The 21,350-nt window shown below is 74.2% G+C and carries 24 protein-coding genes; 9 read left to right on the forward strand and 15 right to left on the reverse strand.

Annotation, left to right across the window (positions count from 1 at the left end; genetic code table 11):
• Positions 1 to 13 precede the first annotated feature (13 nt).
• Both ACTMS2_RS18050 and ACTMS2_RS18055 read right to left on the reverse strand, forming a co-directional pair.
• Entirely contained in the window at positions 14 to 214 is a 201-nt protein-coding gene (locus tag ACTMS2_RS18050) for a DUF397 domain-containing protein (protein WP_089001108.1), read from the reverse strand.
• 41 nt (positions 215 to 255) lie between these two features.
• The gene (locus tag ACTMS2_RS18055) at positions 256 to 1,098 is read right to left on the reverse strand and encodes a helix-turn-helix domain-containing protein (RefSeq protein ID WP_357719271.1); all 843 of its coding nucleotides are present in this window, start codon (positions 1,096 to 1,098) and stop codon (positions 256 to 258) included.
• Between the two features lie 141 nt (positions 1,099 to 1,239).
• Between ACTMS2_RS18055 and ACTMS2_RS18060 the strand changes: the two genes are divergently transcribed.
• Genes ACTMS2_RS18060 through ACTMS2_RS18070 form a run of 3 tightly spaced genes read left to right on the forward strand, consistent with a single transcriptional unit; the run spans position 1,240 to position 4,020 of the window.
• Positions 1,240 to 1,866: a GOLPH3/VPS74 family protein gene (locus tag ACTMS2_RS18060; protein ID WP_250100622.1), complete on the forward strand. Its 627-nt coding sequence runs from the start codon at positions 1,240 to 1,242 to the stop codon at positions 1,864 to 1,866.
• Between the two features lie 40 nt (positions 1,867 to 1,906).
• Positions 1,907 to 3,433, forward strand: coding sequence for an APC family permease (locus tag ACTMS2_RS18065; RefSeq protein WP_441176418.1), 1,527 nt, complete (start codon positions 1,907 to 1,909; stop codon positions 3,431 to 3,433).
• Positions 3,430 to 4,020, forward strand: a complete 591-nt coding sequence (locus tag ACTMS2_RS18070) for a GNAT family N-acetyltransferase (protein ID WP_441176419.1) — start codon at positions 3,430 to 3,432, stop codon at positions 4,018 to 4,020. Before ACTMS2_RS18065 ends, ACTMS2_RS18070 begins: the two co-directional genes overlap by 4 nt.
• Positions 4,021 to 4,219: 199 nt before the next feature.
• Here the strand turns inward: ACTMS2_RS18070 and ACTMS2_RS18075 are convergent, their stop codons facing one another.
• On the reverse strand, positions 4,220 to 5,047 hold the full coding sequence (locus ACTMS2_RS18075) for a SigB/SigF/SigG family RNA polymerase sigma factor (protein WP_357719264.1): 828 nt from the start codon (positions 5,045 to 5,047) through the stop codon (positions 4,220 to 4,222).
• Between the two features lie 353 nt (positions 5,048 to 5,400).
• Between ACTMS2_RS18075 and ACTMS2_RS18080 the strand changes: the two genes are divergently transcribed.
• The gene (locus ACTMS2_RS18080) at positions 5,401 to 6,156 is read left to right on the forward strand and encodes an acetoacetate decarboxylase family protein (RefSeq protein WP_441176420.1); all 756 of its coding nucleotides are present in this window, start codon (positions 5,401 to 5,403) and stop codon (positions 6,154 to 6,156) included.
• Between the two features lie 16 nt (positions 6,157 to 6,172).
• Here ACTMS2_RS18080 and ACTMS2_RS18085 read toward each other — a convergent pair whose 3' ends face one another.
• Positions 6,173 to 7,762: a phospholipase D-like domain-containing protein gene (locus ACTMS2_RS18085; RefSeq protein WP_441176495.1), complete on the reverse strand. Its 1,590-nt coding sequence runs from the start codon at positions 7,760 to 7,762 to the stop codon at positions 6,173 to 6,175.
• A 141-nt stretch (positions 7,763 to 7,903) separates the two neighbouring features.
• On the opposite strand from ACTMS2_RS18085, the gene ACTMS2_RS18090 reads away from it, so the two are divergent.
• Positions 7,904 to 8,032 (forward strand): hypothetical protein, encoded by a 129-nt coding sequence (locus tag ACTMS2_RS18090; RefSeq protein ID WP_284039359.1) that lies wholly within the window; start codon positions 7,904 to 7,906, stop codon positions 8,030 to 8,032.
• Positions 8,033 to 8,103: 71 nt separating this feature from the next.
• On the opposite strand, the gene ACTMS2_RS18095 is transcribed toward ACTMS2_RS18090, so the two are convergent.
• The 5 genes from ACTMS2_RS18095 to ACTMS2_RS18115 all read right to left on the reverse strand — a co-directional run bounded on the left by ACTMS2_RS18095 (position 8,104) and on the right by ACTMS2_RS18115 (position 12,621).
• The gene (locus ACTMS2_RS18095; protein WP_441176421.1) at positions 8,104 to 9,090 is read right to left on the reverse strand and encodes a pirin family protein; all 987 of its coding nucleotides are present in this window, start codon (positions 9,088 to 9,090) and stop codon (positions 8,104 to 8,106) included.
• A 10-nt stretch (positions 9,091 to 9,100) separates the two neighbouring features.
• Entirely contained in the window at positions 9,101 to 9,583 is a 483-nt protein-coding gene (locus ACTMS2_RS18100; RefSeq protein WP_441176422.1) for a MarR family winged helix-turn-helix transcriptional regulator, read from the reverse strand.
• A 145-nt stretch (positions 9,584 to 9,728) separates the two neighbouring features.
• The gene (locus ACTMS2_RS18105; RefSeq protein WP_089001099.1) at positions 9,729 to 10,313 is read right to left on the reverse strand and encodes a general stress protein; all 585 of its coding nucleotides are present in this window, start codon (positions 10,311 to 10,313) and stop codon (positions 9,729 to 9,731) included.
• 53 nt (positions 10,314 to 10,366) lie between these two features.
• On the reverse strand, positions 10,367 to 11,158 hold the full coding sequence (locus tag ACTMS2_RS18110) for a helix-turn-helix domain-containing protein (RefSeq protein WP_441176496.1): 792 nt from the start codon (positions 11,156 to 11,158) through the stop codon (positions 10,367 to 10,369).
• A gap of 80 nt (positions 11,159 to 11,238) precedes the next feature.
• Positions 11,239 to 12,621 carry a glycoside hydrolase family 6 protein gene (locus tag ACTMS2_RS18115; RefSeq protein ID WP_441176423.1) on the reverse strand — a complete coding sequence of 461 codons (1,383 nt, stop codon included), beginning with the start codon at positions 12,619 to 12,621 and terminating at the stop codon, positions 11,239 to 11,241.
• Positions 12,622 to 12,781: 160 nt separating this feature from the next.
• Here ACTMS2_RS18115 and ACTMS2_RS18120 point away from each other — a divergent pair, with 160 nt between their 5' ends.
• Positions 12,782 to 13,297 (forward strand): metallophosphoesterase family protein, encoded by a 516-nt coding sequence (locus ACTMS2_RS18120; RefSeq protein WP_441176424.1) that lies wholly within the window; start codon positions 12,782 to 12,784, stop codon positions 13,295 to 13,297.
• Here the strand turns inward: ACTMS2_RS18120 and ACTMS2_RS18125 are convergent.
• Positions 13,291 to 13,506 carry a DUF3072 domain-containing protein gene (locus ACTMS2_RS18125; protein WP_089001095.1) on the reverse strand — a complete coding sequence of 72 codons (216 nt, stop codon included), beginning with the start codon at positions 13,504 to 13,506 and terminating at the stop codon, positions 13,291 to 13,293. The two genes, ACTMS2_RS18120 and ACTMS2_RS18125, sit on opposite strands and share 7 nt — an antisense overlap.
• Positions 13,507 to 13,671: 165 nt before the next feature.
• On the opposite strand from ACTMS2_RS18125, the gene ACTMS2_RS18130 reads away from it, so the two are divergent.
• Positions 13,672 to 14,613: an NAD(P)/FAD-dependent oxidoreductase gene (locus tag ACTMS2_RS18130; RefSeq protein WP_441176497.1), complete on the forward strand. Its 942-nt coding sequence runs from the start codon at positions 13,672 to 13,674 to the stop codon at positions 14,611 to 14,613.
• Positions 14,614 to 14,644: 31 nt separating this feature from the next.
• Here ACTMS2_RS18130 and ACTMS2_RS18135 read toward each other — a convergent pair whose 3' ends face one another.
• From ACTMS2_RS18135 to ACTMS2_RS18145, 3 genes are all read right to left on the reverse strand, one after another.
• Complete coding sequence (locus tag ACTMS2_RS18135) at positions 14,645 to 15,934, reverse strand: cation:proton antiporter (protein ID WP_441176425.1); 1,290 nt, start codon at positions 15,932 to 15,934, stop codon at positions 14,645 to 14,647.
• A 105-nt stretch (positions 15,935 to 16,039) separates the two neighbouring features.
• Positions 16,040 to 16,717, reverse strand: coding sequence for an HAD family hydrolase (locus ACTMS2_RS18140; protein ID WP_357719244.1), 678 nt, complete (start codon positions 16,715 to 16,717; stop codon positions 16,040 to 16,042).
• A gap of 38 nt (positions 16,718 to 16,755) precedes the next feature.
• Positions 16,756 to 18,882 carry a SpoIIE family protein phosphatase gene (locus tag ACTMS2_RS18145; RefSeq protein ID WP_441176426.1) on the reverse strand — a complete coding sequence of 709 codons (2,127 nt, stop codon included), beginning with the start codon at positions 18,880 to 18,882 and terminating at the stop codon, positions 16,756 to 16,758.
• Positions 18,883 to 19,071: 189 nt separating this feature from the next.
• Between ACTMS2_RS18145 and ACTMS2_RS18150 the strand changes: the two genes are divergently transcribed.
• Positions 19,072 to 19,938, forward strand: coding sequence for a mechanosensitive ion channel family protein (locus ACTMS2_RS18150; RefSeq protein ID WP_441176427.1), 867 nt, complete (start codon positions 19,072 to 19,074; stop codon positions 19,936 to 19,938).
• A 68-nt stretch (positions 19,939 to 20,006) separates the two neighbouring features.
• On the opposite strand, the gene ACTMS2_RS18155 is transcribed toward ACTMS2_RS18150, so the two are convergent.
• Entirely contained in the window at positions 20,007 to 20,384 is a 378-nt protein-coding gene (locus ACTMS2_RS18155) for a DUF6401 family natural product biosynthesis protein (RefSeq protein ID WP_441176428.1), read from the reverse strand.
• Between the two features lie 162 nt (positions 20,385 to 20,546).
• Here ACTMS2_RS18155 and ACTMS2_RS18160 point away from each other — a divergent pair, with 162 nt between their 5' ends.
• Positions 20,547 to 20,996, forward strand: a complete 450-nt coding sequence (locus ACTMS2_RS18160; protein ID WP_101409134.1) for a hypothetical protein — start codon at positions 20,547 to 20,549, stop codon at positions 20,994 to 20,996.
• Between the two features lie 18 nt (positions 20,997 to 21,014).
• Here the strand turns inward: ACTMS2_RS18160 and ACTMS2_RS18165 are convergent, their stop codons facing one another.
• Positions 21,015 to 21,227 (reverse strand): hypothetical protein, encoded by a 213-nt coding sequence (locus ACTMS2_RS18165; RefSeq protein ID WP_089001087.1) that lies wholly within the window; start codon positions 21,225 to 21,227, stop codon positions 21,015 to 21,017.
• Positions 21,228 to 21,350 lie beyond the last annotated feature (123 nt).

Consider the following 21,350-nt stretch of genomic DNA (forward strand, 5'->3'; position numbering starts at 1 on the left):
CGCCCGGCGCGGCTCAGTCGGGGCGGACCCCGTCGACGTTCGTGACGAAGGCACGCCAGGCCGGCGCCGGGAAGGCCAGGACGGGACCGGACCGGTCCTTGCTGTCGCGGACGGCGACCCGGTCCGCCGCGACGGCGACCTCCACGCAGTTGCCGTTGCCGACGCTGCGGGTGCTGGTGCGCCACTGGGCCCGGGTGAGGTCGAACGCGGTCATCGGGCGGTACCCCCGTCTGTGCCGGCGCGCCGCGTCAGCGGTCACGCAAAGTGACGAGAAGCTTCCGCCAGGCGCGTCAGAGACGCCTCCGGACCGAGTGCCATGCGGCACAGCTCCTCGTGCACAAGGCTATACCCGCGCACCTGGACGGCCTCCTCCAGAGCCAGTCCCATCGTGAGGTTTTCCAGGTAAACCACGGCCGCGTCGGCGGCGTCGGCGAACGTCAGCACGACGTACGGCGCGTTCATCGCAGGGTGCCCGCCGGCCGAGAACGGAAGTACCTGGAGAGTCACGTTTGGTAACTGAGCGACCTTCGCGAGATGGGCCATCTGATCGGACATCACGGTCGCGCCGCCAACGGGTCGGCAGAGCGCCGCCTCGTTGAGCACCACGGACAGCTCGACCGGGCCGTCGCGGTGCAGCACGTTCTGCCGGTGCAGCCGGGCGGCGACCTTGCGCTCGATCCCGTCCTCGCCCGCGGTGCGCCGGAAGACCTCCCGCGCGTACGCCTCCGTCTGCAACAGGCCGGGCACCGCCTCGACCTCGTACGTGCGCAGGGTCGCCGCCTCCGCCTCCAGCCCGACGTAGAACTCGAACCACTCCGGCAGCACGTCGCTGTAGCTCTGCCACCAGCCGCGCTGTTGCGCCCCGCGGGCTATCTCGATCAGCGCCTCGGCGTCCGCCCCGGTCACCTCGTACAGGGCCAGCGCGGCCCGGACGTCGCGCGGCTTGATGCCGATCTGGGCGTTCTCGATGCGGGACAGGTTGCTCTTGGACATGTCCAGTTGCCGGGCGGCGACATCCAGGGTCATGCCCGCGCGCTCGCGCAACTGGCGGAGTTCCCGGGCGATGCGGCGGCGGCGGACGGTGGGGCTCGCGGTCACCCTCCGAGTCTGTCACGGCAAGATCCGCAGGTCGCGCCAGTACGGAGTGCAACTTCCACAAACGGGAGTTGCGTTGCAGTCACGGCCGGTGCATCCTTGCCCGGTTGCGATCACTGTGGACAACCCGCGTGGGAGGACCGGTTGCTCATCGCCGACGAGTTCTTCCTGATCACCCACAACGACAGTCGGGGCAAGGCGAAGCTGCACCCCACGGCGACCGGCCTCGGACTCGCCGGCGGGCTGCTCGCCGAACTGGTCCTCCACGGCCACGCCACCGTCTCCTCCGGACTGGTCACGGTGCTCGACCGCCGCCCCCCGGCGGACGCGCTGGCGCACACCGTGCTCGACCAGTTGGTCGGCGAGACGCAGCAGCACCCGGTGCGCACCTGGCTCAGCTTCCTGGCGCAGACCGCCACCACCTCGGTCGGGGAGCGGCTGGTCAGGGCGGGGGTGCTGCGCCGGCAGGAGAGCCGCCGGCTGCTCCGTACCACCGTCAGCTACCTGCCGATCGACCTCAACGCGGTGGCCTGGCCGGCCACCCGGCTGCGCGCCCTGCTCGACCGGCCCGAACCGCCGAGCGTGCCCGACGGGACGCTGCTGGGTCTGGTCGTCGCCGCCGGGCTGAGCCGCGAGGTGCTGTGGAGCGCCGGCCCCCGGGCGCACCACCGGCTGGGCGTGCTCATCCCGGCGCTGCCCCCGCCGCTGCGGGAACTCGTGGCGCACACCGAGGCCGCGGTCGGCGCCGCCGTGCTGCGCGGCGTGGGCTGACCGCCCCTCCACCCCCCTCCCCTCGAACCGGAGTCCGCACATGTCGACACCTACGCTCGGCCGACCGAGCAACGTCTCCGAGGCCCTGGCCCGTGGCCGGCTCGGCGTGCCGTCGGTGATCTTCTTCGTCCTCTCCGCCGCCGCCCCGCTGACCGTGGTGGCCGGCGTCGTCACCACCGGCTACGGGGTCGTCGGGGTGCTCGGCATCCCGGTGGCCTTCCTGACCGTGGCCGCCGTGCTCGCCCTCTTCTCCATCGGCTACGTGGCCATGGCGCGGCGGATGGCCAACGCCGGCGCGTTCTACGCCTACGTCTCGCGGGGGCTGGGCCGCCCGGCCGGCGTCGGCGCCGCCTGGGTGGCGCTGATCGCGTACAACGCCCTCCAGGTGGGGCTGTACGGCACCATCGGCGCCGCCGCGGAGCCGGTGCTGGGCCGCCTGTTCGGGGTGGCCCCCGCGTGGTGGCTCGTGGCGTTGATCGCCTGGGCGACGGTCGGCGTACTCGGCCTGCTCCGGGTCGACCTCAACGGCCTGGTGCTGGCGGCGCTGCTGGTCGCCGAGATGGTGGTGATCGTCGTCTTCGACCTCGGGCAGCTGGCCCACCCGGCCGGCGGGGACGTGAGCTTCGCCGCCCTCTCCCCGGAGAACCTCGTCGTGCCCGGGGCGGGCGCGGTGCTGGTGCTGGCCATCCTGGGCTTCGTCGGGTTCGAGTCGGCCGTGGTGTTCAGCGAGGAGAGCAAGGACCCCCGGCGGACGGTGCGGTTGGCCACCTACCTCTCCATCGCCATCATCGCGGGGATCTACGCGCTGTCGTCGTGGAGCATGACCGTCGCCGTCGGGCCGGACCGGATCGCCGCCGAGGCGGGCGAGCAGAGCATCGGGCTGATCTTCAACCTGGCCGAGGCGCACCTCGGGGGCACCGCCGTGGCCATCGGCCAGGCGCTCTTCCTGACCTCGGTGCTCGCCGCGATGATCTCCTTCCACAACACCACCGCCCGGTACGCCTTCGCGCTCGGCCGGGAGCGGGTGCTGCCGGCCGTGTTCGGGCAGACCTCACCGCGCACCGGGTCGCCCCGGGCGGCGTCCCTCGCGCAGAGCGCGCTCGGGCTGGTGGTGATCGTGCTCTACGCGCTCAACGGCTGGGACCCGGTGGTGCAGCTGTTCTACTGGGTCGGCACGGCCGGCGGCTTCGGCGTGCTGCTGCTGATCGCCACCACCTCGGTCGCGGTGATCGCGTTCTTCGCCCGCGGCCGGGTGGAGGAGACGCTGTGGCGCCGCGCGGTCGCCCCCGGCCTCGCCGCCGTGGCCTTGACCGTGATCGTCGCGCTGGCGGTGGCCAACTTCGCCGACCTGCTCGGCGTGGCGCCGGACTCGCCCCTGCGCTGGGCGGTCCCGGCGGTCTATCCGGTCGCCGCGCTGCTCGGCCTGCTGTGGGCGCTGGTGCTGCGCGGCAGCCGCCCCGACACGTACGCCCGGATCGGCCTGGGCGCGGAGAGCGTGGCGGCGACGGTGCCGACGACCGGGCACGCGGGCGGGCCCGTGCCGAGCACGACGGGGGTCCGGCGATGAACGGCGTACGGGTGGAGCGGCTCGGGCCGCCGGAGACGTCGCTGGTGGCCGACCGGATCGCCGAGGCTTTCATGGCCCTGGACGCGCCGCGCTGGCTGGTGCCCGACGCGGCGCGGCGGCAGTCCGTGCTGGCCGGCCAGTTCGCGATCCTGGTGGACCACGCGATGCGGCACGGCCTCGTGTACGCGACCGCGGACCGGGCGGGGGTGGCGGTCTGGTTCCCCTCGGTGGGCGAGCCCGCCCCGCCGCCGGAGGACTACGACGCCCGCCTGACCGCGGCGTGCGGGCAGTGGACGGACCGGTTCGCGCACCTGGACAAGCTCTTCGAGGCACACCACCCGCACGCGGACCACCACCACCTGGCGTTCCTCGCCGTCGCGCCGGAGCGACAGGGGCGGGGGCTGGGCAGCGCGCTGCTGCGGCACCACCACGCGGTCCTGGACGCCGAGGGCGTGCCCGGCTACCTGGAGGCCGCCAGCGAGACCGGACGCGACCTGTACGCGCGGCACGGCTACCGGGTCGCCGAGCCGTTCCACCTGCCCGACGGCACCCCGTTCTGGCCGATGTGGCGCGAGCCCGTCCGCTGAACGCCGACGCCCGGGTCACCCGTCGCAGGGGCGACCCGGGCGGTTCGACGGGCGGCGCTGACCGGCCGGGACATGTCGGAGCGACACGAAGGCCTCCGGGCCGGCGGAGCGGGACCTGGACGGTCCCACTCCACGACCGGAGGCCTTCGCATCCACTTCCGGCTGGGTGCGCCGGCTGGGCTACCCCTGGGTCGTATCCCTAGTACGTGCCGTCGAGCTGCCCACGCAGCTTGGTCAGCGCGCGGGCCAGCAGCCGGGAGACGTGCATCTGCGAGACGCCGATCTGCTCGGCGATCTGCGACTGCGTCAGGTTGCCGTAGAACCGCAGCGTGAGGATCTTCTGCTCGCGCTCGTCGAGCGTCGCCAGCGCCGGGCCGAGGGCCACCCGCAGCTCGGCCAGCTCGAACTCGCCGTCCTCGCCGCCGAGCATGTCGCCCAGTTCGGTCGCGCGGTCGCCGTCTCCGGTCGGCGTGGAGAGCGAGACCGCGTTGTAGGCGCGGGCACCCTCCAGGCCCTCCAGCACCTCTTCCTCGGTGAGCTTGAGGTGGGCCGCGATGTCGGCGACCGTGGGGGAGCGGCCGAGGGTCTGCAACAGCGTGCTGTTGGCGTCGGAGATGGCCAGGCGCAGCTCCTGGAGGCGACGCGGCACCCGGATGTCCCAGGTGCGGTCGCGGAAGTGCCGCTTGAGCTCGCCGATGATGGTGGGGATCGCGTAGCCGGCGAAGTCGACGCCGCGGGTCGGGTCGAACTTGTCGATGGCCTTGATCAGGCCGACGGCGGCGGTCTGGGCGAGGTCGTCGGTGGGCTCGCCCCGGCCGCTGTAGCGGTGGGCGAGGTGGTTGGCGAGCGGCAGCCAGGCCTCGATCGCCCGGTCGCGCAGGGCGGCGCGGGACGGGTGGCCGGCCGGCAGCGCGGCCATCGCGTTGAGCAGGTCGGCCGCGCTGTCGGTGAGCGCACGCGGGTCGAGCTTCTCGGTGGTGCTCGGCGTTGTTGTGGTCGCCTGTTCGCTGATCGTTGGCGCGGTCATGGGTGGTCCTCCCTGCACCTCGTCCGCGGATGAAAGACGTGACGCTTAGGTTTAACTTCAGATGTCCGTTCGGGAGCCACCTTAGCCCGATCGGTCCGACGAAATCTAGCCGAAAGTACGATGTACTTAAGCGATTTTCGACCATCAGAGTCGCAAAGCGGGCAAATGCGCCTCCGATTGTGGGCCGGGCTACGCCGGCGAGCGGCCGGCCAGCCCCGCCGTACATCGACGTCGACGCATCCGGGTGGCCACGGCGGGCCGGCCGGGCGGCCACGGTCCACCGGACGACCGGCGTCGAATGTCGGCTTTCCGTCGTTGTCCCGTCAACGGGACGGCCCGTAGCGTGCGGGTACATGCCCCACGCCGGAGGTGCCGTGCTCGACCCCGCCGCTCCCCACCTGGTCGTCAACAGCCGCACGCTCTACTTCGGCTGGCTGCCGGCGGACCCGGACGCGGTCGCGGCGCTGGTCCCGGCCGGGCTGCGCCCGTCGCCCGAGCGGCTGGTCTTCATGAACCAGTACGTGGTCGACGACGACAGCCAGACCTCCGGCTTCGGCGCGTACTCGCTGACCTACCTCGGCGTGGCGCTGAGCGGGGTGGACGCGCCGGGTGGGCTCAACCCCGGCGGCTGGTGGACGCACTACGTGACGTGCAGCGAGCGGGTCCGGGCCTACGCCGCCGCGCGGGGCGCGCCCGCCGTCGTCGGCCGTACCCACATCGAGCGCCACGGCGGGGACATCGTCGCCGAGACGGAGATCGACGGCGTGCCGGTGATCCGCGCCCGCTGCCAGGTGGGCGAGACCGGCGGCACGATCAGCCGGGGCCACCACCGCTACTTCACGGCCCGCGACGGGCAGCTGCTCAGCTCCGTGCACCCGTTCGTCGCCGAACCGGTCGACCCGTTCGTGATCGAGTCGCTGGAGTTCCTGGAGCCGGCCCACCCGATCTACGCGCTGCGCCCGGAGAACCCGCTCACCATCGGCTTCGGCTTCTACTCGCCGCGCGCCTCGTTCGCCTATCCCGGCGGGCTGACGGTCCACGCCACCGACGCCGACACCGGGGCCGTGCCCGCCTTCGGCAGGATCGACGCCCTCTCCGTACCCGCCTGAACGCCCACCCGCGCGCTCACCAGGTGCCGGACCGGCGGGCCCGCAGCGGCCGGCCGTCGGGGTCGTAGACCAGCCGGTACGCCGGCAGCGCCCAGGCCCGGGTGTACCAGGGCAGCCGTTCGGCCCGGTGCGGCAGCAGCCGGCCCGGCGGCCGGGGACCGGCCCGCCCGGTGTCGTACCACCGTTGCAGCGCGTCGGCGGCGGCGGTGATCGCCGCCACGGCGTCGGCCGGGTCGACCAGGTCGGCGTCCTCGCCGCCGTCGGGATCGCGGTCAAGGTGCTCGCGCCACAGCCGCAACCGCAGCTCCCGGGCGAAGACCCGGGCCCCGTCGCCGAGGCCGGCCGGGTCGGTCGGCGCCCGTTCGTCCCGGGTCTCGTCCAGTACGGCGCAGGACAGCTCGCTGTCGTGCGTCCAGGAACGGCGGTTGAAGTTGTCGCTGCCGACGCTGGCCCACACGTCGTCGACCACGCAGACCTTGGCGTGCACGTACACCGGGGTGCCGGCGTGGTTCTCGACGTCGAGCACGTGCACCCGCTCCGGGGCCGCCCGCTCGCAGAGTGAGAGTGCCTGCTCGCGGCCGACCGTGTTGGGCGGCAGCGCCAACCGGCCGTCCACGTCCGGATACCGGGGGACCACCGCGACCAGGTGCAGGTCGGGGTTGTCGCGCAGCGCCTTGGCGAACAGGTCGGCCACCTCGGTGGACCACAGGTACTGGTCCTCCAGGTAGATCAGCCGCCGGGCCCGCCGGACCGCCTTGGTGTAGCCGCGTGCCACCGTGCGCTCGCCGTCCGGGGCGAAGGAGTAGCGGGGCCGTACCGCCGGGTAGGTGCGCAGCACCTGGACGTGGTGCGGCCCGCAGGGCGGTGGGTCGGCCGGCTGCGGCGGCAGCGGGTCGGGTCGCAGGTCCGCGCCGCGCAGCCGGTCGCGCAGGTAGGCGAGGGGGTTCTCCGAATCCAGCGGCATCGGGTCGCTCCACCGCTCCCGGAAGGTGGTGTCCAGCGCGCCCACCGCCGGCCCCCGCACCGCGAGCTGCACGTCGTGCCAGGGCGGGTGGTCCCCGTAGCGGGTGGACATCTGCACCGCCTGCGGGTCGCCCCGGTGCGCGGCGTCGTCACGCCGGCTGTGGCACAGGTCGATCCCGCCGGCGAAGGCGACGTCGCGTTCCGGCGCCCGTGGGTGCCGCAGCACCACCAGCTTCTGGTGGTGCGAGCCACCCCGGCGGACCCGCTGATCGAGCAGCACCTCGCCGCCGGCGGCGGAGACCGTCTCGCTCAGGTTGCGGTTCTCCGCCTCGCTGTAGGCCAGCAGGTCGAGGTGGGAGCGCCAGATCAGGCCCTTGACCACCACGCCCCGCTGCGCGGCCCGCGCGAAGAGCTGCGCCACGGTCGGCCCGTCCGGGCGCAGCCGCTGGTCCGGGTCGCCCCGCCAGTCGGTGAAGAAGAGGTGGTCGCCGGCCTCCAGGGCCTCCACCTCGTCGACCAGCCGGTCGAAGTACGCGACACCGTGAATTAACGGCTCGGCAAGGTTACCGCTGGTCCAGACGGGTAACTCTGACACCGGGTTGGCGCGTTCGGCCGCGCTGAGGAACCAGTTGCGTGGTGCCACGTTCCAGCCCCCCGAGGTCGACAACGTCCTCACGGTAGGACCCACGTCGCGGGCCCGCATCCCGACCGGCACCCCGGTGACCCGGCCGGACGACCCCCGACAGCCCGCCCGAACACGACGCGACACCGAGGAGGCAACACCATGCCCGGCGAGACGACGAACTCCGCGAACGAGCACCGCGAGCCGGCGGTCGAGAGCGAGCGGGGTGCGCTGGTGACGGTGTTGCTCATGGTGATCCTGGGCGTCGCGGGCATATTCGCCGTCTCCTGACGCCGCGTCGCGCGACGCGCCGGTGGGCGCCGCCCGGCCGTGGCCGGGGGCGCCCGCCGCCCGCCGTGGGCTCAGGGCCTCGGGGCCTGGCCGCCGGTGTGCGGCAGCCGCTCGGCGGGGACGACACCGAGCCGACCGGCCTTGAAGTCCTCGAACGCCTGGAGCAGCTCGTCACGGGTGTTCATGACGAACGGGCCGTAGTGGGCCACCGGCTCCCGGATGGGCTCGCCGCCCATGATGTAGAGGTCCAGCGTCGGGGTGTGGCCGTCCTGGCTGGCGTCCGCGGCGAAGGTCAGCGCGTCGCCGGGGCCGTGCACGGCGAGCTGGCCCGTGTGCACCGGCCGCCCGTCGGTGCCCACCGTGCCCCGCCCGCCCAGCACGTAGACCAAAGCGTTGAAGTCCGGCCGCCACGGCAGGTCGACGCGCGCGCCCGGCTGCACGGTCACGTGGGTGATGGTGATCGGGGTGTGGGTGGAGCCCGGCCCCCGGTGCCCGGCGATCTCCCCGGCGATGACCCGGATCAGCGCGCCACCGTCGGGCGTGGTCAGCAGAGCCGCCTCCCGGCCACGGATGTCCTGGTAGCGGGGCGGGTTCATCTTGGCGGCCCGGGGCAGGTTGACCCAGAGCTGGGTGCCGTGGAACAGCCCGCCACTCATGACGAGGTGCTCCGGCGGCGCCTCGATGTGCAGCAGCCCGCTCGCGGCCGTCATCCACTGGGTGTCGCCGTTGGTGATCGTGCCGCCGCCGCCCTGCGAGTCCTGGTGGTCCATGATCCCGTCGATCATGTAGGTCACCGTCTCGAAGCCGCGGTGCGGGTGCCAGGCCGTGCCCCTCGGCTCGCCCGGGGCGTAGTCCACCTCGCCCATCTGGTCCAGGTGGATGAAAGGGTCCAGCTCGCTCACCGGCACGCCGGCGAACGCCCGGCGGACCGGGAAGCCCTCGCCCTCGTAGCCGCTGGGCGCGGTGGTCAGCCGGCGGACCGGCCGGAACGCGGTGGACTCGTCGAGCCGGGGCAGGCGGGGCAGGACGAGCACGTTGTCGACGGTGATGGCGGGCATCGGGGACTCCTCAGCTGTGGGGGTGGGCGGTCGACGCGTCGCGGTCCGCGCGCAGGCGCCGGCCGAGTCGCTCGAAGATCCGGGTGAGGCAGGCGACCTCGGCGTCGTCGAGGTCGTCCATGAGGTGGGCGCGTACCGACCGCAGGTGGTGCGGGGCGGCCTCGCGCAGGGCCAGCAGCCCGGCAGCGGTGAGCACGGCCTCGCTGCCGCGGCGGTCGTCCGGACAGGACTCCCGGGCGACGAGGCCGCGCCGCTGCATCGTGGTGATCTGGTACGTCAGCCGGCTCGGGGAGAAGACCAGGCGGCTGGCCAGCTCGCCCATCCGCAGCCGCTGGCCCGGCGCCTCGGAGAGCAGGACGAGCACGTGGTAGTCGGCGAAGCTGAGCGCGCTGTCGGCGCGCAGGTCGTCCTCCAGCCGCGTGTAGAGCCGCTGGCTGGCCTCGATGTAGGCGCGCCAGGCGGCGAGGCGGGCCCTGTCCAGGCTGTCGGTCATGCCACGACAGTAGCACTATTTCAAAATTTAACTAGTGCCCGTGAGTGCGGTCACCTCACTTCTAGGGGATGGCCGTGCAGCTTTGAACGATGTGCGTGCGTGCCAGGTCGGGGCGCCGTCCGCTCGGGCGCCCCGACCCGGGCCGTCAGCGGCCGGGTGACGAGGCCGGCATGTGCATCCGGCCGAGGAGCTGCCGGGCCTGCTCGGCGAACTGCGCGTCGACGATCACGGCGTACTGGCCGGCACGCAGCGAGCTGGCCGAGGTGAAGTCGCGGCGCCCGCCGGTCATCGCGTGTGCGACCGCGCCGAACACCGCTCCCCAGATCGCGCCGACGACCAGCCCGACCAGGATCACCGCGAGCCAGTTGCCGGCCGTGAAGATGCCGAACAGCAGCCCGATGAAGAGACCGAACCAGGCGCCCGTGCCGGCGCCCGCGAGGGCCGCCCGTCCGGTCGTCATCCGCCCGAGGACGGTCTCGACCAGGGTGAGGTTCGTGCCGACGATGGCGCTGTGTTCGACCGGGAACCGGTTGTCCGCCAGGTAGTCGACGACCCGCTGGGCGGACGGATAGTCCGGGTACGACCCGATCGTCACGGTGGGCGGGCCGGTCTCCGGGCCGTGCCCGTCCTGACCGGGGGCGCTGGGCCGGCCGGCGGGACCGGACGGCAGGGTGTCGGCGCCCGGCATCCCGGGCCGCCATGCCGAGGTGGGACTCGACGGTGTGGTCATGAGTTCCTCCTTCGTCGACCGCCCGCGTTCCCGCCGCCGTCGCGAGGTAACGCTCAGCGGGCGGCGGCGCGCAGGTACGCGGCGGTGGCCTCGTCGGCCGGGAAGAAGGACTCGATGGAGAGCTCCTCGACCGTCACGTCCAGCGGGGTGCCGAAGGTCGAGACGGTGCTGAGGAAGGCCAGCTCGCCCGCCGGGTGACGCAGCCGCAGGGGCACCACCACGTCCCCGGCACGCGGCAGGCCGGCGTCCGGCTCGGCCGACCCGCCCGGATAGCCGCGCAGCTCGTCGTGCAGCGCGGTCAGCTCGGCGTCGGCGGTAAGCCCCAGGTGTCGGCGCAGCCGGCCGAGCAGGTGGGCCCGCCACTCGGTGAGGTTGGCGATCCGGGGCGCCATGCCCTCGGGGTGCAGGGTCAGCCGCAGCGCGTTGGCCGGCGGCCGGAGCAGGTGCCCGGCCACCCCCTCGGTGAGCAGCGGCAGGGCGGCGTTGCCGGCGACCAGGTTCCAGCGCCGGTCCACCGCGACGGCCGGGTACGGCTCGTGCGCCCGCAGGACCCGGCGTACCGCGTCGAGGACCCGGCGCAGCCCGGGGGAGTCCAGCGGGGCGTGGGAGTAGACCGGGGCGTACCCGGCGGCCAGCAGCAGCCGGTTGCGCTCCCGCAGCGGCACGTCGAGGTGCTCGGCCAACCGCAGGACCATCTCCCGGCTCGGCGCGGAGCGCCCGGTCTCCACGAAGCTGAGGTGCCGGGTGGAGACCTCCGCCTCGACCGCGAGGGCGAGCTGGCTGAGCCCGCGCCGCCTGCGCCACTGCCGCAGCAGCGTGCCGACCGGCGCCCGCCGCTGCTCCACCGCCGCGCTCACGCGCCGATACTAGGCGCTGCCCCGGTGCCGCCCCGCCCGCCCGTGCGGGGCGGGCGGGGCGTCGGGGGTCAGGAGCAGGCGGTGCCGTTGAGCGTGAACCCGGTCGGGGCGGGCAGGGTGCCGCCCGGCCAGGTGCCCTGGAAGCCGATCGAGACCGTGCCGTCCGCGGGCAGGCCGGCGTTCCACGCGGCGTTGCGCACGGTGATCCGGTCGCCCGACTGGGTCCAGTCGCCGTTCCAGCCGTTGGTCAACCGGACCCCGGCACCGGGGGCGAAGGTGAGGGTCCAGCCGGTGAGCGCGGCGCCGTGGTTGGTCACCCGCAGTTCGGCGGTGAAGCCGCCGGACCACGAGTTCGGGGTGTACGACACCGCGCAGCCGCCGGCCGGCGGGGGAGTGGTCGCCGGAGGCGTCGTGGGCGGCGCGGTGGTCGGGGGCGCCGTCGTGGGCGGTGCGGTGGTCGGCGGCGCGGTGGTGGGGGCCGGGCCGGCGGCCACGGCCAGGTCGTACGCCCGCTGCGGCACGAACTGGCCGGCCGGCGCGATGCACCCGTCGGCCTCGCCGGGCAGCTTCACCCACAGGTACGCGTCGATGGCGGAGTCGCCGGTCGCGGTGGTGCTCGGGGTGCCGATGGCCCGCCCGGCCGGGTCGCACCACTCGGAGCCGGCCGGCCCGTTGCCGTTGCGGCTGGTGTCGACGACCGCCCTGAGCCGGGACACCCCGGTGGCCGCGATGACGGCCTTGGCGTAGGCGACCTCGTCGGCGGTGCGCCGGTAGTTGGAGACGTTGAGCGAGATGCCGTCCGCGCTGTTGGCGACGTCCGCGCCGAGCAGCCGGGAGGCCGCCTCGCCGGGGGCGAGCCACGCCGAGTGCCCGATGTCGAAGTAGACCCGGGCGGCGGCGGAGCCGGCCTTGAGTTTCTTGCCGGCGTACGCCATGGAGGCCCTCGTCTCGGCCTGCTGGGCGGCGTTCTGGCAGCTGGTCATCAGTGGCAGCACGTCCGGTTCCAGCACGATGGTCGCCGGCCGCCCGGCCAGTCCGGCCGCCACCTGGTCGACCCAATGCCGGTAGGTGGCGTGGTCGGGGGCACCGCCGCCGCTCGCGCCGCTGCAGTCGCGGTTGGGGATGTTGTAGACGACCAGGATCGGCACCTTGCCGGCGGCTGCCGCCGCCCCGACGAGGGCGTCGACCTCGGACCGTACGGTCGAGGTGTTGGTGCGGGTGAACCAGCGGCCCTGGGGGACGTTGGCGATCCGGTCGGAGATGACGGCGGCCCGGGGATCGCCGGGGTTGGCGGCGACCCAGGCCGCGGCGGCCGTGGCCGGGTCGACGTAGAACGCCGAGTCGGCGGCGACGGCGGCGGGAGCGCGGACGATGCCGACGGCGACGGTGGCGGCGACGGTGAGCGCGGCCGCGGCGGCGCCCGCCGCGGCGAGTGCGGGTCTACTTCTCACGGGACTCTCCCATTCCATCGAGGAGCACCGCTGGAAGCGCTCCCATATACCGCCGTCAAACTACGTGGTGATGACGGCGATGTGAAGGGGCCGCGTCGCCGTCGGCGACATTTCCCCCACCGGCGCGGCGCGAGGCGCGCCCGCCCGGGAGAATGGCGGGATGCGCCTGGTGATCACCGCGGACACCCACGTGCCGAAGCGGGCCAGGGATCTGCCGGAGCCGCTCTGGACGGCGGTCGACGCCGCCGACGTGGTGCTGCACGCGGGGGACTGGGTCGACGAGGCGCTGCTGGACGCCCTGGCCGCCCGGGCCCGCCGCCTCGTCGGGGTCTACGGCAACAACGACTCCCCGGCGCTGCGCGCCCGGCTGCCGGAGGTCGCCCGGGTCGAACTGCACGGACTGCGGGTCGCCGTCGTGCACGAGACCGGCCCGAAGGCCGGTCGGGAGAGCCGCTGCGCGGCCCGCTTCCCCGACGCCGACGTGCTGGTCTTCGGGCACTCGCACATCCCCTGGGACACGCTCGCCCCGGGCGGTCTGCGGTTGCTCAACCCGGGCTCGCCCACCGACCGCCGGGCCCAGCCGTACGCCACGTACCTGACGGCGCGGGTGGCGGCGGGCCGGCTCGACGAGGTCGAGCTACACCGCCTGCCACCGCGCCGCCCGTCCGGTCACTGACCCCGGCCGGTCTCCTCCTGGAGCTGGTCGATCCGCTTCGAGGCCTCGGCCTTGGTGAGTCCCTCCGGCGGCTCCTCGCCGGCCTCCCGGGCCAGGGTCGCCAGGTAGGACTCCTGGGCGGCGGTCGGCGGTTCCTCGCCGGTGACCCACTCGTCCGGGTCCTTGATGGCGCCCTGCGGGTTGGCCTGGCTGCTGGTGCGGTCCGTCATGGTCTCCACCTTCCTTCGAACAGACGTGCCAATACCCCGCGCGGCCCCGATCCATGCGGCGCCCCGGCGCGTCGTCTCCCCGGGCGCGCCGCGCGGGCGACTCCGCCGCCCCGGCGACCCGGGCCCGCATACGATCACCGGGTGGGTGCGCGGCAGCGGGCGGGTGTGATCGTGGTCGGCGCGGGCATCGCCGGGGTGGCGTGCGCGACGGAGCTGGCCCGCGCGGGCATCCCGGTGGAGATCCGGGAGCGCGCCCGGGTGTCCGGCGGCCGGATGGCCAGCCGCCGCTTCGACGGCCGTCCCGCCGACCTCGGCGCGGCGTACTTCACGGTCGACGATCCGGACTTCGCGCAGGTGGCCGAAGGATGGCGGTCGGCCGGCCTGGCCCGCGAGTGGACCGACACCTTCGTCGCGTACGACGGCGCCGGTCGGCGCGAGGCGCCCGGCCCGATGCGCTGGGCGGCGACCCGGGGGCTGCGCTCGCTGGTGGAGCACCTGGCCCGGGACCTGCCGGTGACCGTGAACCGGCTCGTGCTCGGCGTCGAACCGGGACCCGTGGTGGACGGGCGGGCCTGTGAGGCGGTGGCGCTCGCCATGCCGGGGCCGCAGGCGGCGCTGCTGCTCGCCCCGACCCTGGGCGCCGCCACCCGCGCCACCCAGGCCCAGCGCTGGTCGCCGTCGCTGGCGGCGGTGTTGCGCTTCCCGGCCCGCCGGTGGGCCGCCTTCCGGGGCGCCTTCGTCAACGACCACCCGGTGCTCAACCTCGTCTGCGACGACGGCGACCGCCGCGGCGACGACGCGCCGGTGCTGGTCGCCCACACCACACCCGATTACGCCGCCGGTCATCTCGCCCTGCCCACCGGGGCCGGGCCAGCGGTCGAGGAGGCCGTACGGGACCTGCTGGGGCTGCCCGAACCGGCGGAGCACGTGCACGTGCACCGCTGGACGTACGCGAAGCCGACCGCCGGGCCGGGCGGCACGTACCACCTTGACGCCGACAGCGTCGGGCTGGCCGGCGACGCCTTCGGCAAGCCCCGGGTGCAGAGCGCCTGGCGCTCCGGCCGCGACCTCGGCCGCGCCCTGGTCACCCGCCTGGGCGGCGGGTGAGGGCAGCCCTCGCGCGCACCGCCGGGCCGGGTCAGCTCGAGGCGGCGACGGGTTCGCCGGAGCGGCCCCGCTCGGACGGGTCGGAGGTGCGCTGTCCCGCCCGGTCCAGCAACTGCATCACCGGCGTCGCCGCGACGCCGTGCACCACCACCGAGACGATCACGACGAGGCCGACGGTCGCCCAGATCAGGTCCGCCTGGGGGAAGTCGGCCTTCGTCGTCGCGTACGCCACGTAGTAGAACGAGCCGACGCCCCGGATGCCGAACAGGGCGATCACCCAGTGCTCGGCCGGCCGGCCGGGCGCCCCCCGCAGCGACAGCCAGCCGATCAGCGGGCGGACCAGGAAGAGCAGCGCCAGCCCGACCGCGGCGGCCGGCCACGTCAGCGGGCCCAGCAGGCCGCCCACGACGGCGCCGCCGAAGAGCAGCAGCAACAGCACGGTGAGCAGCCGCTCGACCTGCTCGGCGAAGTCGTGCAGCACGGAGTGGAACTCGTGGGTGCGTTCGGCGGCCCGGATCGCCCGCGCCGCGACGAAGACCGCCAGGAAGCCGTACCCGCTGACGAGTTCCACCAGCCCGTACGCCAGGAACGTCGCGGCCAGCGCCAGGAAGCCCTCCGAGTGCCGGGCCAACCGCAGCTCGCTCGGGGCCCGGAAGAAGAGCTTGCCGAGCAGCCAGCCGACCAGCCAACCGCCCGCCACGCCCGCCCCGACCTTCCAGAGCACGTCCACGCCGAACCAGTGACCCAGCCAGTCCGCCGGGGCCAGGCTGGTGGTGGCGATGGCGATGGCCGCGTACACGAAGGGGAAGGCCAACCCGTCGTTGAGCCCGGCCTCCGAGGTGAGGGCGAATCGGACCTCGTCCTCGGAGTCCTCCTCGTCGTTGGGCTCGCCGACCTGCACGTCGGCGGCGAGCACCGGGTCGGTCGGCGCGAGGGCCGCCGCCAGCAGCAGCGCGGCGGCCGGCACCAGCCCGGCCCACCACCAGCCGAGCAGCGCCACCGCCGCGATGCACAGCGGCATGGCGACGGCCAGCAGCCGCCACGTCGACGACCAGCGGCGCCAACTGAACGGCCGGTCGATCTTGAGACCGGCGCCCATCAGCGCCACGATGACGCCGATCTCGGTGAGGTGGGTGGCGACGTCCGGGTACGCGAGCGGATCGGGGTTCGGCAGCCCGACGGGGAGGGCGAAGACCAGCATGCCCAGCCCGAGGAACGCGATCGGCATGGACAGCGGCCGGCGCTCGAGCACCCGGGGCAGGATCCCCGCCAGCAGCGCGCCCAGACCGACCACCGCGAACGCCACGTCTACCGGCTCCACGACCCCACCTCTCCGCCTCGCCCACGGCGTGCGGGCAGGTGGTGCAGTTCCTTGCCCCCGGAGGACTTCTCGTATTCCTGTCCGGAGCGACGGAACCGGCGCCGGTCACCTCACCCGGGCGACCGGCGAGTCGTCGAGGGCGGCGAGCAGCGCGGCCGGGTCCTCGTAGACGGCCACCGCGCCGGCCCCGGCCAGCTCGCCCCGGCTGGTGCCGCCGCAGGTCAGCCCCACACAGGGCACGTCCAGTTCGCCGGCGGCGGCGACGTCCCACACCGAGTCGCCGACGAAGACCACCCGTTCGGCGGCGAGCCCGGACTGCTCCAGCGCGGCGACCAGGATGTCCGGCGCCGGCTTGCTCTCCCGCGCGTCCGCCGAGCTGGTGATCGTGTGGATCACGTCGTCGGCGGCCAGCGCCCGGCGTAGCGCGGCCACCTCGTGCTCGGCGGCGGAGGTGGCGAGCACGACCCGTAGCCCCCGCTCCGCGCAGGCCCGCAGCAGGTCGGCGGCGCGGGGCAGCGGGACCAGCCGCTCCCAGTACTCGGCGAAGAGGGTGTCGTGGGCGTCGCGCAGCTTCCGGTCCGCGCCGCGGTCGCGCTCGGGGCCGAGCAGGTGGTCGAGCAGCTTGTCCGAGCCCATCCCGATGGCGCGGTGGATCGTCGCCATGGGCGGGGGCCGGTCGAGCTGGCGAAGCGCCTCCCACCAGCTCACGGTGTGCAGGTAGGTGGTGTCGACCAGGGTGCCGTCCACGTCGAAGAGGACACCGGCGGGCTTGTCGGTGGGCATGACCTCCTCCTACCCCCTCTGGACGGGGCTGACGCCGCTCACCCGGACGGGACCAGGATCTCGAACCAGACCGTCGAGCCGCGTACGGTCGGGTCCGTCCCCCAGGCGTCGCTCAGCTCCTCGATCAGCCCCAGCCCCCGACCACGGCTGCTGAGCGTGTCGGTCTGCGCGCGGGTCACCGTGCCCCGGGTGCCCGAGTCGGCGACCGACACCAGCAGCCGCTCCGGGCTGAGGTCGATCTCCACCCGGGCGGCGGTGCCCGCGTGCAGCAGGGCGTTGGTGGTCAGCTCGCTGGTGCAGAGCACGGCCGCGCCGATGATCGACTCGGGCACCTGCCACTCCGTGAGCTGCCCGGTCATCCAGTGCCGCACCCGGCTCGGCGCCGTCGGCTCGGCCGGCACCTCCATGCTCGCCGACCGCGACGGCCGCAGCGCGTACTCCACCGCCAGCACGGCGACGTCGTCCTCGGTGGCACCGGGCACCGCCGCGGTGGCCACCGCGCACAGCGCGCGGGGGTCGCCGCTGCCCGCGCCCGCGACGGCGGCGGCCAGGGCGTCCAGGCCGGCCGTCAGGTCCTGCCAGCGCCGCTCCACCACCCCGTCGCTGAACAGCAGCAGCGTGTCGCCCGGGGCGAAGCGCACCGTGGCCGTCGGTGGCCGGCAGCCCAGGCCCAGGGGGGCGCCCGCGGGCAGGTCGAGGTACTCGGCGACCGGCTCGCCGTCGGAGGCGCACCGGCGGATCAGCGGCGCGGGGTGACCGGCGCTGGCCAGGGTGAGCCGCTGCCGGTCGGCGTCGACGACACCGAAGACCACCGTGACGAAGAGCTCGTGGGTGTCGCCCTCGGCACCCAGGCTGGTGACCAGCCGGTCGAGCCCGGCCAGCACGGCGTCCGGGCGGGGATCGGCCAGCGCCAGCGCCCGCAGCGCCGCGCGCACCTGACCCATCCGGGCCGCGGCCTGCACGTCGTGGCCGGCGACGTCGCCGAGCACGATGCCCAGACCGCCGTCGGGCAGCAGGAAGGCGTCGTAGAAGTCCCCGCCGGCGGCGTTGCCGTCGACGCCCGGGTCGTAGCGGGCGGCGATCCGCATCCGGGGCAGGTCGGGCAGGTGCTCCGGCAGCATGCTGCGTTGCAGCAGCTGGGCGGTGCCGTGCTGGGTCTCGAACCGGCGGGCCCGCTCGGCGGCCTGGCCGACCAGCTCGGCGGAGGCGGCCAGCAGCGCGCGCCGCGCGGCCGACCAGACGTGCGGGACCTGGTAGCCGACCGTCAACCCGCCGCGCACCACCGACGCCCGCAGCGGCACCGCCGCGAGCGAGCGGACCTTCTGGTCGTGCCGGTCCACCGCGGTCTCCCGCAGCGGCTGGCCGTCGTCGACGAAGTGCGGCACCCCGCTGCGGGCGGCGGCCACCACCGGCCCCTGCGAGTCCGGCGGAATGCGTCGCCACAGCGGGGGCAGCCGCTCGTCGGCCTCGTCCATCAGCTCGCCCCGGACGCGCCGGACCATCCGCCAGCCGCCGCCGCCCTCGTCGACGGCGAACGTGACCCGGTCGGCGTCGAACGCGGTGATCGCGTAGCGCAGCGCGACCCGGGCCACGTCGTCCAGGGTGAGGGTGCCGGCGAGCGCCGCGGCGAAGTCGCTGAGGCTCTGCAACTGCTGGGTGACCTGGGTGGTCTCCGCGGCCACGGTCAGCACGCCGACGATCCGCCCGGCGCTGTCGCGCACGGGGGAGTAGCCCCGGGTGAAGACGGACTGCTCGACCAGGCCGGGGCCACGGTGCAGCGGAAGGGTCGTCTCCTTCTCCAGGAACGGCTCCCCGGAGCGGTAGGTGTGCTCGATGGCGTCGCCGACGCCGGGCAGCGGCCAGGACTCGGCGAACACCTCGGCCGCCGGCCGCCCCACCGCGTCGGGGTGTCGGTCACCGATGAGGTCGGCGTACGCGTCGTTGTAGACCAGCAGGTGCTCGTCGCCCAGCGTGAGGGCCATCGGTACGGGCGAGGCGAGGAGCAACTCGGCGGCGGCGCGGACCGCCGGGTCCCACGCGCGCCACGGGCCCAACGGGGTGCCGCCCCAGTCGTGGCGCAGGACGGTGGCCGCCGTGTGTGACACGGAGGGTGTTCCCGAGACCGGGGCTGGGGGGTTCGGGACCCGTCCGACCGTTCCTGGCATGACCGCAGCCTAGCCGCAGCCCCTACCGGCCGTTTCCGATCATGCCGCGCGCGTCCCCGGGGCTGGACGTTCGGGCAGGTCAGGGCGGATCTGCGGTGACATGTCGGGAAAAACTCGTTGAGCGGTACGGCGTGCCGCGTCGGTGACCGGGTATGCGCCCGGCGCAGTCCATGCGACAGGAGGGACATCATGCCGGATAGCCTCGCGGTCAGGCAGGTCGACATCGGCGACGCCGTGGCCGACATGTGGAGGTCGGTGCTGCTGTTCATACCGCGGGCCATCGCGTTCATCGCGATCCTCGTGGTCGGATGGCTCATCGCCAAGGCCGTGCTCAAGATCGTCGACGCGGCGCTGGAACGGGTCGGTTTCGACAGAGCGGTGGAACGGGGCGGCATCAAACGCGCGCTGGAACGCACCAGGTACGACGCCAGTGACATCCTGGCGAAGCTCGCGTACTACGCGGTGCTGCTGTTCACCCTGCAGTTCGCCTTCGGGGTGTGGGGACCCAACGCGATCAGTGACCTGATCGGCGGCGTGGTCGCCTGGCTGCCACGCGCCTTCGTGGCGATCGTCATCATCGTCGTGGCCGCCGCGATCGCCAGCGCCGTCCGCGACATCGTCACCGGGGCACTGGGCGGCCTCTCGTACGGCAAGATCCTCGCCGACCTGACGGCGATCTTCATCATCGCGCTGGGTGTCATCGCCGCGCTGAACCAGGTCGGCATCGCCACGGCGGTGACCACGCCGGTGCTGGTGGCGGTGCTCGCCACGGTGGCCGGCATCCTGATCGTCGGCGTTGGCGGCGGTCTGGTGCGGCCCATGCAGAACCGTTGGGAGGGCTGGCTGAACCGGATGGCCGAGGAGTCGCGGGCGGTGCAGGAGCACCGTCGGGCCCGGGAGGCCGGCCAGGTCGACGTCGGCCGGCAGATGGCCGACCGTACGGCGGCCGAGCGCACCGAGGTCATGCCGCGCGGGCAGGAGTCCGCGACGGCCGGCGGGCGCGGCACCTACCAGTCGGGGAACGTGGGTGACGAGACCCAGCAGTTCCGCCGCTGACCGGTGAGGCGCGACGGGGAGGGGTGTCCGCGGACCGCGGGCGCCCCTCCGGCGTGTCGGGCCGTCGGTCAGGCCAGCGGGAGCGGGGCGGGCGCCGGGGTGCCTAGCGAGCGGGTCAGCGCGCAGACCGCGAGCAGCCGGGTGAGCAGCCAGTCCGGCGCGGACCAGTCGACCGGCGCCACCGGGGGCTCCCAGCCGTGCTCCAGCGCGGCGGCTCGTACGCCCTCCGCGTAGCCGGCGAGCGCGGCGGCGCTCAGCGGCCGGCGGTCGCCGTCCAGGCTCTCCCGTACCGCCGCGGCGTGCTGGTCGACCAGGGCCAGCAGGCCCGGACGCGCGGCGGCGGCGGCCAGCCCCTCGGCGCCGACGGAGGCGGACAGGAGGGCGAGGGTGGATCGCGCCGAGCTGGCGGCGGAACGGGCCTCGACCCGGGTGAACGGCACACGCATGGTGACCGAGGCTATCCGGCCACGACCGGGGTCGACCTCGGCCGGTCGGCGGGTTTTTGACCCTCCCCCGAACGGTCAACCGCCCACGGGGGATTGAGTCGGCCCGGGCGGGGCAGGAGGAGAACCGCCCCGCGGGGGCGAAGTCGACACCTGGAGGAACGGATGGAACGACACGGGGACGGGCCGGACGAGCGGCACCGCAGGCCGGCCGGGGTCAGCGACGAGACGGTGGCGGCGCTGGGCAAGCTCAGCGAGGCGCTGGAGTGCGTCGAGCGGGTGCGCGGTCACCTCTACTCGCTGCACCAGCTCGTGGGGCACGCCGACCTGATGCTCGACGACGCCGTGGAGATGTTCCGCGCCGCCGGGCACGACCGCATCGCCGACCGCATCGACGCCGACCTGCTGGGTCGCAACGTCATCGCCGGGCGGTGGACGTTCCAGATCGTCGAGGACTTCGACGACGGCTACTACGCCCTCTTCCGCGACCTCGACCGGGCCGCCCGCGAGGAGCTGGTCGGCGGCCGCCGGCACCTCTACGAGGCGGAGATGAAGGAGCGGCGGCGCACCCGGGGCCTGCCCGGGCACGAGGCGCGCCCCGCCGGCGAGGGCTGAACCGACCCCGGAGGGCCGTCAGTCCGTGGGGCGGGCGTCCGCCGGGCGGCGCCGGGCCGCGTCGTCGGCGATGATCACGGTCGCCACCATCAGCGCCACGCAGAGGCTGAACAACCAGGAGTCGTCCGAGACCAGCTTGGCGGAGACGGGAGCCTGGAGCGCGGCGAGGAGAAAGCCGAGCCATGCCAGGCGGCGCTGACGCGTGGAGAGGATGCCGGAGCCCTGATGCATCCCGAAAGTCTTGCGCGTGACCCGGGCCTTGCCGTCAGCCGAACGGCCGATTCTGGATGAGCTGTCCGTTTCACCACCCGTCCGGACCGTAATCTTCATCCCACCGGGGGACGCGGACTGGCG

Origin of the sequence: Micromonospora sp. SD12 (genome assembly GCF_052068495.1) — a bacterium.
Taxonomy (GTDB): domain Bacteria; phylum Actinomycetota; class Actinomycetes; order Mycobacteriales; family Micromonosporaceae; genus Micromonospora; species Micromonospora echinofusca.

Coding starts and splice junctions, on each gene's coding strand:
- ACTMS2_RS18050 (WP_089001108.1), bottom strand. CDS start 214: ATGACCGCGTTCGACCTCACCCGGGCCCAGTGGCGCACCAGCACCCGC.
- ACTMS2_RS18065 (WP_441176418.1), top strand. CDS start 1,907: ATGTCGACACCTACGCTCGGCCGACCGAGCAACGTCTCCGAGGCCCTG.
- ACTMS2_RS18070 (WP_441176419.1), top strand. CDS start 3,430: ATGAACGGCGTACGGGTGGAGCGGCTCGGGCCGCCGGAGACGTCGCTG.
- ACTMS2_RS18075 (WP_357719264.1), bottom strand. CDS start 5,047: ATGACCGCGCCAACGATCAGCGAACAGGCGACCACAACAACGCCGAGC.
- ACTMS2_RS18080 (WP_441176420.1), top strand. CDS start 5,401: ATGCCCCACGCCGGAGGTGCCGTGCTCGACCCCGCCGCTCCCCACCTG.
- ACTMS2_RS18090 (WP_284039359.1), top strand. CDS start 7,904: ATGCCCGGCGAGACGACGAACTCCGCGAACGAGCACCGCGAGCCGGCG.
- ACTMS2_RS18095 (WP_441176421.1), bottom strand. CDS start 9,090: ATGCCCGCCATCACCGTCGACAACGTGCTCGTCCTGCCCCGCCTGCCC.
- ACTMS2_RS18100 (WP_441176422.1), bottom strand. CDS start 9,583: ATGACCGACAGCCTGGACAGGGCCCGCCTCGCCGCCTGGCGCGCCTAC.
- ACTMS2_RS18105 (WP_089001099.1), bottom strand. CDS start 10,313: ATGACCACACCGTCGAGTCCCACCTCGGCATGGCGGCCCGGGATGCCG.
- ACTMS2_RS18120 (WP_441176424.1), top strand. CDS start 12,782: ATGCGCCTGGTGATCACCGCGGACACCCACGTGCCGAAGCGGGCCAGG.
- ACTMS2_RS18125 (WP_089001095.1), bottom strand. CDS start 13,506: ATGACGGACCGCACCAGCAGCCAGGCCAACCCGCAGGGCGCCATCAAG.
- ACTMS2_RS18140 (WP_357719244.1), bottom strand. CDS start 16,717: ATGCCCACCGACAAGCCCGCCGGTGTCCTCTTCGACGTGGACGGCACC.
- ACTMS2_RS18145 (WP_441176426.1), bottom strand. CDS start 18,882: ATGCCAGGAACGGTCGGACGGGTCCCGAACCCCCCAGCCCCGGTCTCG.
- ACTMS2_RS18150 (WP_441176427.1), top strand. CDS start 19,072: ATGCCGGATAGCCTCGCGGTCAGGCAGGTCGACATCGGCGACGCCGTG.
- ACTMS2_RS18155 (WP_441176428.1), bottom strand. CDS start 20,384: ATGCGTGTGCCGTTCACCCGGGTCGAGGCCCGTTCCGCCGCCAGCTCG.
- ACTMS2_RS18160 (WP_101409134.1), top strand. CDS start 20,547: ATGGAACGACACGGGGACGGGCCGGACGAGCGGCACCGCAGGCCGGCC.
- ACTMS2_RS18165 (WP_089001087.1), bottom strand. CDS start 21,227: ATGCATCAGGGCTCCGGCATCCTCTCCACGCGTCAGCGCCGCCTGGCA.